This is a genomic window from Chryseobacterium sp. SIMBA_038 (assembly GCF_046535115.1).
Classification (GTDB): domain Bacteria; phylum Bacteroidota; class Bacteroidia; order Flavobacteriales; family Weeksellaceae; genus Chryseobacterium.
This window is the reverse complement of record NZ_JAWRXH010000006.1, coordinates 116814-134669: the sequence shown is the minus strand read 5'-3', so window position 1 is coordinate 134669 and position 17856 is coordinate 116814. Positions and strand designations below refer to the sequence as shown.

Below are 17856 nucleotides of genomic sequence, written 5' to 3'. Positions count from 1 at the left end.
AACGAATAATCAATAAAATTAAACTTTACTATAATTATTGTTAAAAAAAAGAACAATATTATGATTATTTTGTTTAAAATGTAAATAATTTTTTATATTTTTATATAAACAAAACTAACCATGATGAAGCCCAGATTAACCATTTTTGATGAACCGGTGTTATATACCGAAGGTTTATCAAAATTACTGATTCAAAGTAAGATTTTTAATACTATTGATGTATTCAATTGCTACGAAGCTCTATCAGTACAATTAAAAAAGGATCCACCCGAGTTTCTCATGATAAGTTCAAACATGCTTATGCTTACGGAACTTTATAAATCTGTAGAAAGCATAACATCAGAAAATAAAAACATAAAAATTATCATTATTGGCAACAGCTATGATATTGTAGATATAAGAAAGCTTTTCAATAAAGGAATTAAAAGCTATCTTGATAAAAACAGCAGATACGACGAGTTTATAAAATCTATTCAGGCGCTTTTGCTTAACGAAATTTATATTTGTGATCACGCGAAAGACAGAATGATTAATTTCATCAGCAGTGAGCAGGCTCAAAAAAGACTTCAAATCAAAGATCCTCTCACAAGACGCGAAATGGAAATTTTAAAACTCATTTGCGACGGCCTCAGCAGTAAAGATATCTGCGAAAAACTATTCATCAGCATCAATACCGTAGAAACGCACCGCAAAAGAATTCTCCTTAAACTAAACGTAAAAAACTCCGTCGGAGTTGTAAAATACGCACTAGAAAATCATATGATCGACTGATCACTAACCAAAACTAATTAACCAGAAATTCCAAACCTTACGGGGTTTGGAATTTTTTAATATATGAAAAAAATCTAGGCTTGATTGGTGAAAGGTGAATAGTGAATTTTGCTTCGCAAGTCAATAATTGTGAAATGTGAATTGTCAATTTTTAAAATTCAGCATTCACTTGCGAAGCACAATTCACAATTCACTATTTAAAATTCAGTTACTCATAGTCCGGCATTTCGGCATTACTGAAAAGAGCAGTTCGTATAAGATCTGTCATAGAACTGCTCAGATCAATAGTCATAACGTTCTTCTGAGAAACGTTATCATTAGAAGTATTCATGAAAATAACTTGTGCATTATTGGGCGAAAATCTAGGATCAAGATCGTTTGTTCCTAAGGGTTTATCGCTTTCGGTAGAAATATCAGTTGTTGCATTGGTTGCTAAATTATAGATGAAAATTCGCGAATCAAGCTGGCGGTAATTTCCACTTCCGTCCTGATAGGCAGAAACATCTTTTGTGTAGAGCAACAATTGTCCGTCGACGGAGAAATTCAGACCTCCGGCAGCTCCGGCAACTCCTGTGAGAATGGTTTTTACAACGCTTCCGACCATATCAACAATATAAATTTTCACATTATAACCACTGAAATCATTTGTTTTTAAGGCAATTTTACTTCCATCATAGCTCCAGTCGCATTCTGAGATCATGCTTCCGTCGGGAGTTGTGTAGATGAGCGTCAATCCGCTTCCGTCTTTATTAATTTTATATAATTTATTGAAATTTGAATAAATAAGCTCCTGTCCGTTTGTACTCCAGGAAAAATCCATTTCAAAATTATTAAAACCCGCTACAGGAACCGATGTTACTTTAAATAAATTAGAACCATCAGGATTTGCCGTGTAAAGATGTGCGCTTCCGCCTTCTGTTCTTAAAAAAGCGATTAATCCCGCATTATTATTTTTTCTCGGTCGCCAACTGTTGTAGGACGAATTGGTGAATTGGAAATTATTTCCCGTTGCATCACTTGAGATAATCACTAAATTTCCGTTTTGTTTCTGAACATAATGATAACGGTTAGACGGAACCGTATTGGTGGTAAATTTACTGATTGAACTTAAAACTGGCTGGTGAATGCCGTCCGAAACAGACACCTGCCAGAAGTAACTTACACCAAACTTCAAATTTGAAAGCGAATAATGTTTCGCCGTCAAATCATTAACCTGAATCACGTTAGTGTCAAGATTATTTTTAATTGTTAAACTATATTTCAAAACATCCGCCGTATCGGGATCGGTGGCGTTCCATGTCAATTCCACACTCAAAGGCTGGTTCACCGCGTTGTCTACCGGACTTAGTAACACAGGTGTTGTGGGTGGAGAATTTAATGATTCGTCATCGTCCATTTCAAAAACTACGGTTACGACCTGATTCTGGTTTTGCACATTAACTGCCTGAAAATTGGTAAGATAACCGGACAATTCTGCTTTTACAGAATAATTTCCTACAGGCATATTTGCTATTTCAAAAGAACCATCTGTTCCGCTGAAAACGGTCTGCGTTGTTGGCGCCGTGAAAATTTTCACATTGGCAATAGGCTCGTTTGTTCCTCTTTTCACCACTTTTCCTTTTAAAATTCCTGTCTGAGCCTGATCTACAAGCTCTTCGTTACAGGAAAGTAAACAAACAGAAAAGATGATTATGCTGATAATTCGTATTAAAGTTTTCATAGTTTATGTTTTTATTTGTTACCAATGTAAAAGTTGATTCCCAACGCAAATCGCATCGACTGATCTTTCCTTTTACCATTCACCAAACCTTCCCAATTATCTTTAAAACCTAAATCATATTGTGCTGAAGCTCTTACCGCAACATTTTTATCAATCAGATATTCTAATCCGCCTCCTACCTGGCCTTTATAGTTAGGTTTAAACTCAGAATACATAGCTCCAAGACCGCCATAAATGTAGGGCGTGAATTTATATTTAGGGAAAACTAAAAATTCGAGATTAACTTCAGGAACGAAATAATTTCTTTTAACAATATTCTGATTTTCCAATGTGAAATAACTTCCGTTAACCTCAACATTGAAACTTGGACTAACAAAATATTTAAAGCCTAATTTTCCGCCAATATTCATTTTAGGATTGATGTAATCATCTTTAATTTTTTGTCCTTCAGCCTGAGCCAAAATCGAGAATTTCGCTCTTTGGTTATCCGGAAACTTATTTCCGATGGCTCTGTTTTGGTTTTGCTCCTGTTCTCTGTTATAATTATCGATCAAAGCCTGATAATCTACTGTATTATCTACAGCTTTTCCCCAGATTTTATCTCTGATACCTTCAACAATCAATGATTTCACAGATTTTTCGATGGCTTCGGATACGGCAAGCTGAACGGGTTCGTTTTGAGTCATTCCAACCTCAGCTTCTAATAATCTTTCAGTATCAATATATCTGAAAAAACTTCCGTTGACACTTGTTGAAAGAATTGTTTTTGAGGTGTAAACTGTTTTTAAAATTTCGCCATTCAACGTAGAAACAGCCCGAAGATAAATTGTAATTCTATCTTGTCGATATTGAGTTGAAGCCCCAATTCCAAAATATCTGGCGCCCAATCCTCCTGTCATAATATTACTGTCATAGGAAATCACACCACCTTCCAGAAGAATTCCGGCGTATAAAAGTGGTGGTAAGGCCTGGCTGTTTTTTTCGGCATCTTTTAAATATTCCTGTCTTGTGGATCTGATGATCTGTCTTTCGTTCAAAAGATTGGCAATATTTTCCCTTTCGATCGGGATAAACCATTTGCTGTCTTCCAAAGCTTTGATCAAAATGGTTGTGGTACCCTGTGGAACAGCGGTGCTCCAGTTATTTCCGTTTTCAGAAGGTTTGTATTGCCCTGTCTGATCCCTGAATTTATAAACACCAATAACAACTTTTTCTTTAGGTAAGGGTAAATTTTTCAATTCTGCGGTGTAAGACGTGTTCTCTCCCATCGTAGATTTTTCGGGATTGGACGGCAATCCGAATAACGAGCTGCACGCCTGTATGACACACAACATGACGGCACAGAAAAAAATTCTGGTGTAAGTGTAAGCTCTCATGGTAAGTTTGGTTTTTTAGTTACTTTTTTTTATTCTATTTTGGAATTACGATCTCGGACTGATCGCCAGTGCTGGTATCCAAAATATTTATTAAAAGTCCTTGAGCGGTAGTCGTAACCTGTAAGTACATAGACCCAAAAAGGTAATTTCCGGGTTGTATACTTCCCTCTCCGAACTGATCTTCAAACAATTTTCTGGACAGCTCACTCAAAACCTGTCGGTTAAGACTTTGACTGAAACCGTCAACAGAATTCAAATTTCCCAGCAGATCACTGTAATCATTTTTTTGATCAAATTGATTTTGGGCATTTGCTGAACTTAAAAGCCATTGATAATTAAATGTATCTCCCCCAAATGCAGGATTTACCGGCTTGTAGACGAGTTGCTGAGACTTCCCGAGGAAAATCCCTGCAAAAAAGATCAAAATGAGTATTAAAGTTTTCATGGCGGACGTTTTTAGTATATAAATTCATTTTTTATAAGGTTTTTCTTTGCATTAAATTCTTTTATGTATTTTAAACTGTTAGTTAATTGTTCTTTAAGATAATCTTCACTTGGATTGGTCATAAAACTGTAGACTACTTTATCATCAATTTCGACATTGATCTGTCCGTTGGTTCCACGGCCGGGAAGTTCAGAAATGGTAATAGCAGAATTACTTTTATCAGGAAGCTGACTGTACTGAAGGTAAAAAAAATCATAAAAATCTTTTCCTACTTTGCTTTTGGTTTCATCGATGGTTAATCCTTTTAATTCAAAAACAACATCTTCTTCTACTTTGCTGACTTTCTTTTTAAATGAATCATTATTAAGCTCAAGACTGTCTTTGGCGATTAATTTTTGAGTTTCTTCATCTTTTACATAAAGAAAAACTTTTAACGCATCTTTTTTTTCAAGGTTAACATTAATCTCAGACAACACTTTTGTTTCATTAGGATTAATAGAAAATTTCCCGCTTTGTTGATTGTTTGAAAGATTTCCACCACTTCCTTTTTTAATGGAAACCAAAAGATAATTGAGTTCTTTATAGATTGCGGTAGAGTTGGTAACTACACCTTTTAGGTTGATCTGCCCTTCCATTATTTTACTCTCAATTTTTGCATTGATTTTTTTATCTTCCTGTCCGCTTATCGAAACAGACAGGAAAATAAAAGAACACAAAATCAAAGAATAAAAATTTTTCATCATCGGGGTTTTAATAGTTTCTCATGAATATCGTTTTATTGTCTCCTTTCACCTGTATTTGAAGGCCGTCCGAAATACTGTTGCTTCCCGTAACATCAATAATATTGTTGTTTCCCTGGGTTGTAATAGCTGTTTTGGTTTCAGTATCAGTAAATGAATTATTAAAGTAAAGGCTGTTATAATCTCCCAATTGTTTTACAGAAATATTGGTTTTAGCATTAAGAGAAAGTTCAGCATTATTCGCATCACCAATCTGAATGACATTGGAATAAGACATCATCTGATCAGGATTCTGTCCGGCAATAACGTTAAGAACTGTATTGCTGTTGATCCGATCCCAATCTACCTGCTGTGACTTCACAGACAAGAAAATGAGAAGTGCGAATACACTCAGCCCTAATTTAAACATGGTATTAATTTTTATTAAAGTTACTGGATTACAGCGCCCTATAAAACACACCTACCCGTTACAGTTGAAAAATCACGGTTTATGGTTACGTTTAAAATCATCAAAAAATTTTAACCAAAAAAAAGGAGAAGCCGCAGCTCCTCCTTAAGTGAGATTTGTAATGTACTTTCCCTAATTTGATTGATTAACCATGATTGTATTGTTGTTTCCTACCTGAGCTCCTAAATGGATGTTAGAATCACCACTTTGGCTGATTGCAGCGTAGTTGTTATCTCCCATTTGAAGATCGATAGCTGTATTGTTATCTCCGTCCTGTTGTTGATACAATTGGTTATCAGAACCCCATTGTAATCCCATCGCAGTGTTATCGTTACCTTCCTGAACAGAAACCGCAACGTTATCATCACCTACTTGGCCATGCATTGCTACGTTATCATTTCCATCTTGGTATTGTATAAGAATATTTCCGTCTCCAACCTGTACTCCTGTAGCTTCATTTCTTCTGCCTAACTGTACCTGAAGAGTTGTGTTATCATCCCCAAGCTGAATAGAAGAAGCTTCGTTTCTTCTGCCACTCTGAAGTTGATACGCAAAGTTATCACTACCCAACTGAATTGAAGAAGCTTCATTTCTTCTTCCTACCTGAGTCTGTTCCGTAGTGTTCATTAAACCTACCTGCCATGTTGTAGCAGAGTTTCTATTTCCTGTTTGGCTTACTTCATTGGAGTTTCCAATTCCCAATTGATCTACGTCTATTGAGTTTCTGTTTCCGATACTTTCTGCGGTGTTGGTATTGAAAGCTCCTACCTGATCTATATCGGCAGTATTTCGATTTCCATCCTGATTTAGAGTATTGACATTCACCAGACCAGTTTGGTCTACGGTAGCAACGTTCCAGTTTCCAGTTTGAGTTGTTACATCAATATTTGCTTGTGCAAAAGTAAAACCCATGGCCATTAGTGTAAACATACCTGTTATAAAGTTTTTCATCTTAATAAAAATTAATTGGTTAATAGTCTGACAAAGGTAGACGCTAAAGCAATGGGGCGAACCACTATAAAAGGGCAAATTTTCAAAATCACTAATTACGGTCGTGTTTGTAACCGTTTACAGTTTATAGGCCATCACTGTAAGTAATTACGTATAAATACGGGGATTGTTTCATTTGAATTTATTATTGATTATGAACTATTCGTTACATATTTCTTCGTCCTTTTATCATTAATTAACATTTTTGCCTCTTCTTTTCTTCAGTATATATTGCTAAATTTGAGCTATGGAAAATTTTGGAAAAGATTTATTACGAAAAATTAAAAGTGTTGAACTTCCGGGAGAACATGCTCATGGTCTTTTTTCACCTCCTTCACGTCCCGTTTTCACGTATGACGAGGTATTAGCTAAAAATCCAAAATTCGCTGCCGTAAATATTGTTTTGTACATTAAAGACGATGAGTGGTATTTTCCATTAATATTAAGAACTGAAAACGAAAGAGACAGACATAGCGGACAAATCTCTCTACCAGGTGGAAAACGTGAGGAAATGGACAAAGATTTTGCAGAAACCGCCGTTCGCGAGACTGCAGAAGAAATTGGGATTGAAAAGCATTATGTAAGAATCATACGGGAAATGTCTCCGATCTACATTCCGCCAAGTAATTTTTATGTTTATCCGTATATTTCTTATACCAAAAAAGACCCAAAATTTATCCTACAACATACCGAAGTGGTAGAAACCATTGAATTTCCTATCACGTCTTTCCTAAACCTTCCCGATAAGCCGGAAATAATGGCTTTACCAAGCGCTGGCGGACACGAAGTTCCGGTCATTAATTTCAACGGATACATCATCTGGGGAGCTACGGCAATGATATTAAGTGAATTCAGTCAATTGTTGAAAAAAATGTAACTTTGCACAACTGTGTTTTATTGATAGATGGCAAAAAAAAATATTTTCACCGATGCATTCGGAACTCCTTATTTTTTAAAAAGGTTAATCATTTTTATTTTAGGAATTGTCTCTTACAGAAGATTCAATGGCTTTAATAAATTAAAAATTACAGGCACGGAACACCTTGTGGATCTTCCCGATTCCAATGTACTTTTCGTGTGTAACCATCAGACTTATTTCGCAGACGTGGCAGCAATGTATCACGCTTTCTGTGCTGTAAATAATGGATATTTAGACAGTATAAAAAACCCGATCTATCTGCTTAATCCAAAGATCGATTTTTACTACGTTGCCGCCGAAGAAACCATGAATAAAGGTATTCTTCCAAAAATTTTTAAAATTGCAGGCGCCGTAACCGTAAAAAGAACCTGGAGAGCTGAAGGCCAGAATGTCAACAGAATGGTAGATCTTACAGAGGTTGATAATATTATGAAAGCCTTAGACAATGGCTGGGTAGCTACTTTCCCTCAAGGTACTACATCGGCTTTTGCGCAAGGAAGAAGAGGTACGGCAAAACTGGTTAAAAATCAGCGCCCTATTGTGATTCCTATTAAAATTAATGGGTTCAGAAGAGCGTTTGATAAAAAAGGTCTCCGTGTAAAGGTAACAGGCGTAAAACCTACCATGGAGTTTAAAGCACCTCTCGATATCGATTATGATAACGAAAAAGCACCGGAAATTTTGTTGAAAATAATGACTGCCATTGAGCAGACAGAAGATTTCAATATCCTACACAATTATGATGAAGAACTTAAAGCTAAAAAATTAGAACAAAAGGATTCAGATAATTAAAGTAGATTAAAATATGAAAAGAATAATAGGGATCTTATTCGCAATCATAGTATTAGTTTCTTGTAACAGCCAAAAAGTATATTCGGATTTTGACATAAGTTATTCTAAAAGCGGTGGTTTTGCCCCGATTTATGAGAATCTTCTTATCAAAGAAAACAATGCGCATTACTCTTTTGAAGGACAGGGAAAAAAGATTAAACAGGATTTTAAAATCACCAATGAGGATCTAAAAAAGTTAGATAACATTCTATCTCAAAACAATTTTAGAAAAATACAGGAAGACCGTAAAAAAATATACGACAATGTATCTACTTCTATTAATGTTAAAAAAGGTCCAAATGAAGGCAGTAAAACAGATGCAAGTCTGGTAATGTCAAATTATAAAACAAACTGGAACAACATTACAAATGCTTTCCAGGAGATCATTAATAACAATGTTAAAAAACAGTAAATAAGTTGAATACCCATTTCATTGCTATTGGCGGGAGTGCCATGCATAATCTTGCTATTGCGCTAAAAGACAAAGGATATCAGGTGACAGGTTCGGATGATGCTATTTTTGAACCTTCAAAATCAAGACTTGAGAAGAAAGGAATTCTTCCTCAGGAATTGGGATGGTTTCCGGAAAAAATAACTTCTGATATTGATGCCGTAATTCTCGGAATGCATGCTCATCAGGACAATCCCGAATTAGCAAAAGCAAAAGAACTGGGTTTAAAAATATACTCGTATCCGGAATTTCTTTACGAACAGTCTAAAACCAAAACCAGAGTTGTTATTGCAGGTTCTCACGGGAAAACCACAATTACATCAATGATTCTTCATGTTTTAAATTTTCATCAGAAAGATGTTGATTACATGGTGGGTGCTCAGTTAGAAGGTTTTGACTGTATGGTAAAACTGACTCAGGATAACGATTTTATGGTGTTGGAAGGTGATGAATACCTTTCCTCTCCTATCGATTTACGTTCAAAATTCTTACTGTATCAACCCAATATCGCTTTAATGAGCGGAATTGCTTGGGATCATATCAATGTTTTCAAAACGTTTGATGATTATATAGAACAGTTCAGAAGATTCGTTGCAAGCATTATTCCGGGCGGTGTTTTGGTCTATAACGAAGAAGATGCTGAGGTCGTAAAAGTTGTGGAAGCAGCTGAAAATTATTTCAGAAAAATACCTTATAAAACTCCTGAATACGAGATCAATAACGGACAGGTTTATTTAAAAACCGAAATGGGAGATATTCCGCTTTCTGTTTTTGGAGCGCATAACTTGTTGAACCTTGAAGGTGCAAGACATATTTGCCACACGTTGGGAATTATGGATGAAGATTTCTATGATGCGATTATGAGTTTCAAAGGCGCTTCAAAACGTCTTGAAAAAGTAGAAAGAGAAGACAAAGGAACGCTTTACAAAGATTTTGCACATGCACCAAGCAAGGTAAAAGCCGCTGTAAAAGCTTTCTGTGAGCAATTTAAAAATGAAAAAAAATACGGTTTTCTTGAACTTCATACCTATTCAAGTTTAAATCCTATATTTTTAGAACAATATGATCACGCAATGGACGGATTGGAAGAAGCGATCGTTTTCTATTCTGAAGATGCTTTAAAGATCAAAAGAATGGATCCGATTTCACCTGATTTGATCAAAGAAAAATTTAAAAACGAAAATCTAAAAGTATTTACCAATGCTGAAGAACTTCACGCCTATTGGGAAACGTTGGATAAAACTAACGGTGTTTTCCTGATGATGAGTTCGGGGAATTTTGGAGGCTTAGATTTAACTAAATAATACTTTTCCAAATAACAAAACTCCTTTCGGTATGAAAGGAGTTTTTATTTTAATTAATTATTAATTCTCTTATAAAAACGTCTTAATACGTCCTTGATACCATCCCCGTCAAAATCCTGAGTTCTGTCTTCAATAACCATATCAGTTAAAGTAAGCTGAATCACGAAATACGGATAATTTTCCTCACCTTCAAACCAGAATTTACCATTTCCTTTATCGAACGTATATTTCCTTGCTACAGCATCTGTTTTTTCGCAGGTATTATTGTTTTGGGCAAAAGAAATCGAAATAACGTGGGAAGAAGTAAATTCATGCGTGCTGGTTTTCTGGCAATCCGTTGAGAAAGAAGTCTGGATCTGCTGATTTAAAGATCGGTATATCTCAGATTTTTCAATATACCACTTTCCGATAATTGAAGCTTTACTGCTGATATTCTGATCTTCATCGTTACTGTTACAACCAAAAAAGGAAAATAGTATTAATGGCAGAATAAATTTTTTCATAATTAACATTACATGTTTTAAGTCTACAAAATTAAAACAATTTTAATTAAACTTTTTATACCGCTATAATGAGATTCCTCAATTTTCAATATTATTTTTTATTTTTCTGAACACGAACATGATAGTGATCTACTTCATTTTCATTCAACATTTTTTCAACAGAAACAGCATCTGCAGCCGTATCTAAGCTGTAAATCTGCATAATTCCTTGTGTTGTTGCAGCTTGACCAAGAATATTTTGTTGGTTCTGATTATTCACTGCATTTTCAAACATAATTCCTGTAGAATGTGCAGCCTGTTGATAAACATTTCCCAATGCAATTGCCGGAGCTTCATCTAGATGATTTTCGATCTGATCATTAACAGGTGCTGGAAACGCATTTGAAGTTGGTTTTTTTTCTTTTTTTGACATGGCTTTGGTTTTAGTTTTTGTTTAAAGTAAAGTTAGATCAAATTTTACAAAATTTAAAAATAATTTCAACTAAAAATCAAAAAAAAGAAGCAATAACTATTGCTTCCTCAGTTCTTTATAATATTTTTTTGTTTCCGGATCGAGTTTTTCAATTGCATATGAAAATGTAGATGAAGGCATTGTTTTTACATGTTTTTCCAGAAAATCCAACAATCTTTTCTTGTCCTTTTTTCCGGCTTCTCTTATCCAGCTTCCGACCGCTTTATTAATCAATTCATTTGAATCATGAACAAGAATTTCAGCGATTTTAAAAGTGTCATCCAAATCATTTTTCCTGATAAAAGCATGAGTTGCCACAATTGCCGTTCTTCTTTCCCAAGGATCATCGGATTTCGCTAAATCATATAAAATATCTCTTGGTTTATCTATCAGATATTCACCAACAATATTTCTTGCGGCTCTGTCTACAAAATCCCAATTATTAAGGCGATCGTGACGATGAACGTATAAATCAAAAAGCTGTTTTTTCTTTTCGGCAGATGTTTTTTTATTTCCAGCCTGAAAATCCATGATACTCACCGCTCCCATTCTCACTTCATAGAAATCGCTATCCAATAAATGATTTATTTCCAATAAAGACATCCCGGAAAACTCCTTCGCCGTATTGAAAACATCACCGAATTTTACACCAAAATGCTTTGTAACTCCATCATTTCCTTTGAAGAATTTTTCAACTTTGTCAATCTCTTTCTCATCTTTGAATGTTGAAAGTTTTGATATGAATTGTTCTGCAGTCATGGATTCGTTTTTAAAATATCTCGCAGATTGAATAGATAATTATATTAAAAATTTATAAAATCTGCGAGAATGAAATATTAAATATCCGCAACAGAATTCAGCATTTTCTGCTCCCATTCCGGATCTTTTGGATCAAAGAATATTCTTTTGTTGGTATCTAGAGAACGAACAATATTCATTTCGCTTTCCGATAATTCAAAATCGAAAACATTGAAATTTTCTTCAATTCTAGACGGCGTCACAGACTTTGGAATCGCACAGAAACCTTCCTGCAAATGCCATCTTAAGATAACCTGAGCAACCGTTTTATTATGTTTTTCAGCAATGGCTTTTAAAGATTCGTTGTTTAAAAGTTCTGCATTTCCGTTTCCAAGTGGACTCCAAGGTTGGGTAACGATATTATTTTCTCTGTTATAAACCTGCAATTCTTTTTGTTGGAAAATTGGGTGTAATTCAATCTGGTTAACCACAGGAAGAATACTTGAATTAGCTTTTAATTCTTCCAGTTTCTCAACCGTGAAGTTACAAACACCGATTGCTTTTATTTTTCCTTCATGATACAGCTCTTCCAACGCTTTCCAAGCTCCTACAAAATCCGAATAAGGCCAGTGAATAAGATACATATCCAAATAATCCAGCTGCAATCTGTCTAATGTTCTCTGGAAAGCACTTTTCGCTTTGTCATAAGTAGTATCCTGAACCCAAAGTTTTGAAGTGATAAATAAATCCTCTCTGTCTACTCCACTGTTTTTTATGGCATTTCCAACTCCGATTTCATTTTGATAAATAGAAGCCGTGTCGATCATTCTGTATCCCGTTTGGATAGCTTTAATCACTGTATCTTCACACACTTTTTGGTCATCAATCTGCCAGACACCAAAGCCTAAAGCCGGAATATCATTTCCGTTATTTAATGTAATTACAGGCTGTCCTGTATATGTTTTTTGACTCATAAATCTTTATTTTAATTTTACTAATATGATGTCTAACAAATTTCCGATAAAATTTTGGAATTTCTGCTTACCAATTTTACTTTAGATTTTAATTTTTATAACCTCGGTATGTATTTTCCATTAACAATAAAAAATCTTATTTCATTTATAAATTATATCTTTGCGCCTCTAAATTCAATAAATAAAACCATGAAAATCAATTACAAGAAAATGGTACCTTTTATAGGTATCCTTTTTTCAAATGCTATTACTGCACAGGCACCAGCTATAGAATGGCAAAAATCTTTAGGAGGAACAAACTCCGATAGAGCACACACTATCATTCAAACTGCCGATGGAGGCTATATGATTAGCGGAGCATCTAATTCAAACAATGGGAATGTAACAGGAAATCACGGAAGTCAGGATTACTGGCTTGCAAAATTAAATTCAACAGGAAATCTTCAATGGCAAAAATCTTTAGGAGGAACAGGAACTGACTATGGGAGTTCTATCGTTCAAACTGCTGATGGCGGATATGTGGTTGCAGGAACCTCTGATTCAAACAATGGAAATGTAACAGGAAATCATGGACTTACAGATGGCTGGGTTCTAAAATTAAATTCTGATGCCGGAATTATTTACTGGCAAAAATCTTTCGGAGGAACAAATTATGATGTTATCAATCAAATGATCCCTACGACAGATGGTGGCTATATATTTGCAGGAAATTCTTCTTCAAACAATGGCGATGTACCGGGAAATAACGGTTATGTAGATTATTGGATCGTAAAAATAAATTCTGATGGAAATGTTCAATGGAAAAAATCTTTAGGAGGAACGGGAGATGACAGGGCTACTTGTATTGTTCAAACCAGCGATGGTGGATATGCAGTTGCCGGATATGCTGAAAACAACAATGGTGATGTAACAGGAAATCATGGTAGTAAAGATTACTGGATCCTAAAATTAAATACTGATGGAGGGGTTATTTATTGGAAAAAATCTTTTGGAGGAACTTATCAAGAGTTACCGAGATCTATTGTACAGACTTCAGACGGTGGCTATATTGTAGCTGGTTCCGCTTCTTCTAATGATGGAGATGTAACAGGAAATCATGGAAGCGACGATTCCTGGATCGTAAAATTAAATTCTACAGGAGATCTTCAATGGCAGAAAGCTTTAGGAGGAACTAAGGTAGATGACGCTTCTTCTATCATTCAAACCGCTGATGGTGGGTATTTGGCTGTAGGAAGCACCACTTCAAATGATGGTCAGGTAACAGGATATCATGCTCCTTCAAGTACAGGTCCTGGAGAATCACCTCTTTCTTATGATTATTGGGCTGTAAAGCTAAGCACCACAGGAAATATTGTATGGCAAAAGTGCTTAGGAGGATCAGGAAGTGATGAGGCTACCTCTGTTATTCAAACTACAGATGGCGGTTACGTCATTGCTGGAAGCTCAAATTCAACCAATGGAGATGTAAGTGGAAATCATGGAGATTATGATATTTGGGTCGTAAAACTTGTACAAGATAATCTGGCTACTAATGAGGTTGTGAAAGATGCTACAACAGTTAATGTGTTTCCCAATCCGGCAAAAGATAATATTACTTTAAAGCTTGATTATTTCACACCTTCTATGGAAGTTACCATTACTGATATATTAGGAAAAATCATCCATACTCAAAAATTAGAAGGGCTAATTACAAAAATAAATACCGCAAATTTTGAAAAGGGTATTTACTTTTTAAACCTAATTGGAGGTAAGGAAAATACAAGCAAAAAATTCATTAAGGAATAATTTATATTTCATCTATAACTGATAAAAACCTGCCTTGTGCAGGTTTTTTCTGTTAATTATTAATCGAACCTCTAATTTTCTATTTTATGAAAATTTAATGAGTTTATAAAATTTTAGTTTAATGTTAAAAATCAAATAGCCAAAGCTTCATCTTTACTCATTACCTGTCTGAATAATCCTTTAATATGAGCAATTTCTGATTGATAATTCGTTTTTTTACGGCATCCAAAATACAAGGTATTCTCTAATTTTTTTTCACCTTCCCAGATCAATTTCACCTCTCCGCTTTCAATTTCATTTTTACATAAAAAATCGGGAATTACAGCCAATCCTTTTCCGCCTTTTAAACAACGAATGATTGAATTTAAATTAGGAACGATATAATTTGCTCTGAAATCCGGTTTATGTCCAAAATTCAAGGTCCAAAACTGGAAAAGATGTTCCATATCTCCTGTTGTTCCGTACCATTTTTCTTCCCTTAACCAACTTTCAATCTGTTCTTTATCTTTTGTTTTTAATACTTTTTTGAAACTTTCTGTATCTACATCTTTTCCGCCCACCAAAATAATCTGTTCAGATGAAAAAGCTTCATGCTGAATATTAGGAGAAATTCCTTTTTTAGGCGTAATAATAAGGTCTAAAATTCCTTTATCCAACTGATCCAGCATCTCGGGATATTCTCCAAAACTGATGATTAAATTAAAAGGTAAGGAAGAAACATACTGCTCCAAAGTGGTCTGAAAAGTTTCAAAACACATGCCTACACTTATCGTCGGAGTTGTTTTTTCGGTAGATTTTTGGAAGTTTTTCTCAACATCCTCGAGTTTTGTCAACGGATCGGAAACTGCATTGAATAATACTTTTCCTCTTTCTGTGGGATGCATTTTTCTTCCGGTTCTGTCGAATAATTTATATCCAACATAAGCTTCTAAGGAGCTTAAATGCAGACTTACTCCAGGTTGTGATATGAATAAAGCTTCTGCCGCTCCCGTTAATGTTCCGGTTTTGTAGATTGCTTTAAAAGTTCTGTACCATTCTAAATTTACCATAATTGTATTGATTTAGTGAATAGTCAATTTGCTTCAAAGTGAATTATGAAATTCTTTAGCTAAAAAAATTGACAAGCAAAGCGAATTGATTATTTACAATTCATTTATTACTTTCATGATACAAAGTTACAAAATAATCAGAATACTGATAGTTTTTCGTTTCTTAAAAATGAAGCATAATAATTTGGAATTTCGCTCTCTTCGATTTTTTGAGCAACTTTTTCAAGCGGATATTCCAACTGAATAATTTCAGGAGTAATATGATCTTCATCCAATGTTAAAATTACGTAGGAAGCCAATCTGTTTTCTTCTCTTGATCGACCAACGGAGCCACTATTAATCGCCCATTTACCATTAAAATATTTTTTAAAAGACAAGTGAGTATGTCCCATAATGATAATATCCGACTGAGAATCATTTAATAAATTAGTAAAAACCTCATCATTTTCAGATTCATACAAATAGGTATCATTACTTTCTAAACTTGAATGCATCAACTGAATGTTCCAATGTTTTTTTCCAATTTTATAATTTAATTTTAAATGAAATGGCAATTCCGACAAATACTTTTTATTAGCTTTTGTAATGTATTTTTTAGAATGATCAATCGCTAAAAATCGTGCAGCAGTTTCTTCTTCAGAATGCTTAATCAAAGGAATTACGGGAATATCGAAAGCAATTCTTTCATCATGATTTCCCATCAAACAAGGGATATTCAGGTTCTTGATCTTTTCAATCACTTCATTTCCCCATGGTGCAAAATCAACCAAATCTCCTAAACAGAATTTCTGATGAATTCCTCTTTGTCCAATATCATTTAATACAACTTCCAACGCGGGAAGATTTCCATGTACATCGCTAAAAATTGCTATCTGCATCCTATTTCATTCAAATTATTCAAACAAAATTACGTGAGAAATTTTAGAAACAGGTTTAAAATCAGTATGATATTTGAACATGAAATGGGAAGTTTCATTAGGTTGGAAGTTAGAAGTTGGGAGATGAAAGCCATTCCGGTTAAGATAGTGATAAAGTACTTTTTGAATTATTTGGAAATTCGATTTAATTCTGTTATTGAAATTTTCGTGCTGGATAACTTCAATCTTCCAGCTGCTAACTCCCAACTCAAACCATCACAATTCTGATACTTCACTATAATTTATACTATTTTTATTATACAAAATCCCAACCTAACTTTGCAGAGTAAAATTTAAACAATCATACAACAATGAAAAAAGTATTAATCATTAATGGTGGACAAAACTTCGGACATTCTGGAGGAAAATATAATAAAACAATCGCAGACAGCACGTTGGAAGTTCTACAAAAATTTGAAAATGTAGAAGTAAAAATCACAACGGTAGACGAAGGTTACGATAAAAATGAAGAAGTTAAAAAATTCGTTTGGGCGGATGTTATTATTTATCACACTCCAATCTGGTGGTTCCAATTACCTAATGGATTGAAAAAATATATTGATGAAGTTTTCACGGCAGGTCACGCCAAGGGAATTTATATGAGTGACGGTAGAACTTCTGACAATCCACAGATCAATTACGGAACCGGAGGAATGCTGGGCGGAAGAAAATACATGGTAACCACAAGCTGGAATGCACCTGAAACTGCTTTTACGCTTCCTGGAGAATTTTTCAATGAAACAAGTGTAGATAATGGACCATTATTTGGTTTCCATAGAATGAATGCCTTTGTTTCTTTAGAAAAAATGGAAAGTTTTCACTTCCACGATGTAGAAAAAAATGCAAATATAGAACGTGATATGAAAGTCTACAAAGAACATCTTACCAACATTTTTGAACAAGAATTAAAACCACAATTAGCCTAATGAAAATTTATCTTACCGCAGTAATTAAAGCCAAAGAAGAACACAGAACAGAAGTTTTGGAAGTTCTTCAAAATATGGTTTCAGAAACCAGAAAAGAAGAAGCTAACGAATTGTACACATTACATCAGGGAATTGAAGATAAAAACCAATTTGTTTTCTATGAAATTTGGAAAAATCAGGAAGGTTTAACTCAACATAATCAACAACCGTATATTCAGGCTTTTGGAGCTTTGGTAGATGAAAAATTGCAGGAAAAACCTCAGATTTATTTAACTAACATTATTTAAAAATTTAATATAAACGAGTATAGTTTTTTTAACCACAAAAGAGACAAAGAATTGATTGAAAAAAAAGAAATATGAAAACGAACAAAATGTAATGTTTTTAATTTTGTTCACTTTTGAAAGTCTTATAACATATTGAAATCTTTTGATTCTTTTGCGGTTAAAAAAAATACCTCAATACAATTAATATAAATCATGAAAAAATTAGTATTTCTAGTCCTTGCCCTATTCACA

20 protein-coding genes are annotated in these 17856 nt (G+C 34.4%); 8 read left to right on the top strand and 12 right to left on the bottom strand.

Annotated elements, in window-relative coordinates:
- Nucleotides 1–123 precede the first annotated feature (123 nt).
- A complete protein-coding gene (locus SB689_RS16905) occupies nt 124–771 on the top strand; it encodes a response regulator transcription factor (RefSeq protein ID WP_410693286.1) in 648 nt (215 codons plus the stop codon).
- A 208-nt stretch (nt 772–979) separates the two neighbouring features.
- Here the strand turns inward: SB689_RS16905 and SB689_RS16900 are convergent, their stop codons facing one another.
- The 6 genes from SB689_RS16900 to SB689_RS16875 all read right to left on the bottom strand — a co-directional run bounded on the left by SB689_RS16900 (nt 980) and on the right by SB689_RS16875 (nt 6451).
- Entirely contained in the window at nt 980–2491 is a 1512-nt protein-coding gene (locus tag SB689_RS16900; protein ID WP_410693285.1) for a carboxypeptidase-like regulatory domain-containing protein, read from the bottom strand.
- A gap of 11 nt (nt 2492–2502) precedes the next feature.
- Nucleotides 2503–3867, bottom strand: a complete 1365-nt coding sequence (locus SB689_RS16895; RefSeq protein ID WP_410693284.1) for a CsgG/HfaB family protein — start codon at nt 3865–3867, stop codon at nt 2503–2505.
- 34 nt (nt 3868–3901) lie between these two features.
- Nucleotides 3902–4312 (bottom strand): curli production assembly/transport component CsgF, encoded by a 411-nt coding sequence (locus SB689_RS16890; RefSeq protein ID WP_410693283.1) that lies wholly within the window; start codon nt 4310–4312, stop codon nt 3902–3904.
- Between the two features lie 11 nt (nt 4313–4323).
- Entirely contained in the window at nt 4324–5052 is a 729-nt protein-coding gene (gene csgH / locus SB689_RS16885) for a curli-like amyloid fiber formation chaperone CsgH (RefSeq protein WP_410693282.1), read from the bottom strand.
- A 10-nt stretch (nt 5053–5062) separates the two neighbouring features.
- The gene (locus SB689_RS16880; protein WP_410693281.1) at nt 5063–5461 is read right to left on the bottom strand and encodes a hypothetical protein; all 399 of its coding nucleotides are present in this window, start codon (nt 5459–5461) and stop codon (nt 5063–5065) included.
- 171 nt (nt 5462–5632) lie between these two features.
- A complete protein-coding gene (locus SB689_RS16875; protein ID WP_410693280.1) occupies nt 5633–6451 on the bottom strand; it encodes a hypothetical protein in 819 nt (272 codons plus the stop codon).
- Between the two features lie 286 nt (nt 6452–6737).
- On the opposite strand from SB689_RS16875, the gene SB689_RS16870 reads away from it, so the two are divergent.
- From SB689_RS16870 to SB689_RS16855, 4 genes are read left to right on the top strand one after another with little or no spacing between them, the layout of a single operon-like run.
- Nucleotides 6738–7367 (top strand): NUDIX hydrolase, encoded by a 630-nt coding sequence (locus SB689_RS16870; protein WP_410693279.1) that lies wholly within the window; start codon nt 6738–6740, stop codon nt 7365–7367.
- 27 nt (nt 7368–7394) lie between these two features.
- Nucleotides 7395–8201 (top strand): lysophospholipid acyltransferase family protein, encoded by an 807-nt coding sequence (locus SB689_RS16865; RefSeq protein WP_410693278.1) that lies wholly within the window; start codon nt 7395–7397, stop codon nt 8199–8201.
- Nucleotides 8202–8214: 13 nt separating this feature from the next.
- On the top strand, nt 8215–8652 hold the full coding sequence (locus SB689_RS16860) for a hypothetical protein (RefSeq protein ID WP_410693277.1): 438 nt from the start codon (nt 8215–8217) through the stop codon (nt 8650–8652).
- Nucleotides 8653–8657: 5 nt separating this feature from the next.
- Nucleotides 8658–9995 (top strand): UDP-N-acetylmuramate--L-alanine ligase, encoded by a 1338-nt coding sequence (locus SB689_RS16855; protein ID WP_410693276.1) that lies wholly within the window; start codon nt 8658–8660, stop codon nt 9993–9995.
- A gap of 53 nt (nt 9996–10048) precedes the next feature.
- Here SB689_RS16855 and SB689_RS16850 read toward each other — a convergent pair whose 3' ends face one another.
- The 4 genes from SB689_RS16850 to SB689_RS16835 all read right to left on the bottom strand — a co-directional run bounded on the left by SB689_RS16850 (nt 10049) and on the right by SB689_RS16835 (nt 12661).
- Nucleotides 10049–10498, bottom strand: a complete 450-nt coding sequence (locus SB689_RS16850; protein WP_410693275.1) for a lipocalin family protein — start codon at nt 10496–10498, stop codon at nt 10049–10051.
- Nucleotides 10499–10589: 91 nt separating this feature from the next.
- Entirely contained in the window at nt 10590–10910 is a 321-nt protein-coding gene (locus SB689_RS16845) for a RebB family R body protein (protein WP_410693274.1), read from the bottom strand.
- Nucleotides 10911–11006: 96 nt separating this feature from the next.
- A complete protein-coding gene (locus SB689_RS16840; protein ID WP_410693273.1) occupies nt 11007–11708 on the bottom strand; it encodes a DNA alkylation repair protein in 702 nt (233 codons plus the stop codon).
- Nucleotides 11709–11785: 77 nt separating this feature from the next.
- Nucleotides 11786–12661 (bottom strand): aldo/keto reductase, encoded by an 876-nt coding sequence (locus tag SB689_RS16835; RefSeq protein WP_410693272.1) that lies wholly within the window; start codon nt 12659–12661, stop codon nt 11786–11788.
- 189 nt (nt 12662–12850) lie between these two features.
- Here SB689_RS16835 and SB689_RS16830 point away from each other — a divergent pair, with 189 nt between their 5' ends.
- Entirely contained in the window at nt 12851–14446 is a 1596-nt protein-coding gene (locus SB689_RS16830) for a T9SS type A sorting domain-containing protein (RefSeq protein ID WP_410693271.1), read from the top strand.
- Nucleotides 14447–14577: 131 nt separating this feature from the next.
- Here the strand turns inward: SB689_RS16830 and SB689_RS16825 are convergent, their stop codons facing one another.
- The gene (locus SB689_RS16825) at nt 14578–15495 is read right to left on the bottom strand and encodes a LysR family transcriptional regulator (RefSeq protein ID WP_410693270.1); all 918 of its coding nucleotides are present in this window, start codon (nt 15493–15495) and stop codon (nt 14578–14580) included.
- 137 nt (nt 15496–15632) lie between these two features.
- Nucleotides 15633–16373, bottom strand: a complete 741-nt coding sequence (locus SB689_RS16820; protein ID WP_410693269.1) for a metallophosphoesterase family protein — start codon at nt 16371–16373, stop codon at nt 15633–15635.
- Nucleotides 16374–16723: 350 nt separating this feature from the next.
- Between SB689_RS16820 and SB689_RS16815 the strand changes: the two genes are divergently transcribed.
- Both SB689_RS16815 and SB689_RS16810 read left to right on the top strand, forming a co-directional pair.
- On the top strand, nt 16724–17338 hold the full coding sequence (locus tag SB689_RS16815; protein ID WP_410693268.1) for an NAD(P)H-dependent oxidoreductase: 615 nt from the start codon (nt 16724–16726) through the stop codon (nt 17336–17338).
- Entirely contained in the window at nt 17338–17625 is a 288-nt protein-coding gene (locus SB689_RS16810) for a putative quinol monooxygenase (protein WP_410693267.1), read from the top strand. Before SB689_RS16815 ends, SB689_RS16810 begins: the two co-directional genes overlap by 1 nt.
- Nucleotides 17626–17856: the final 231 nt, after the last annotated feature.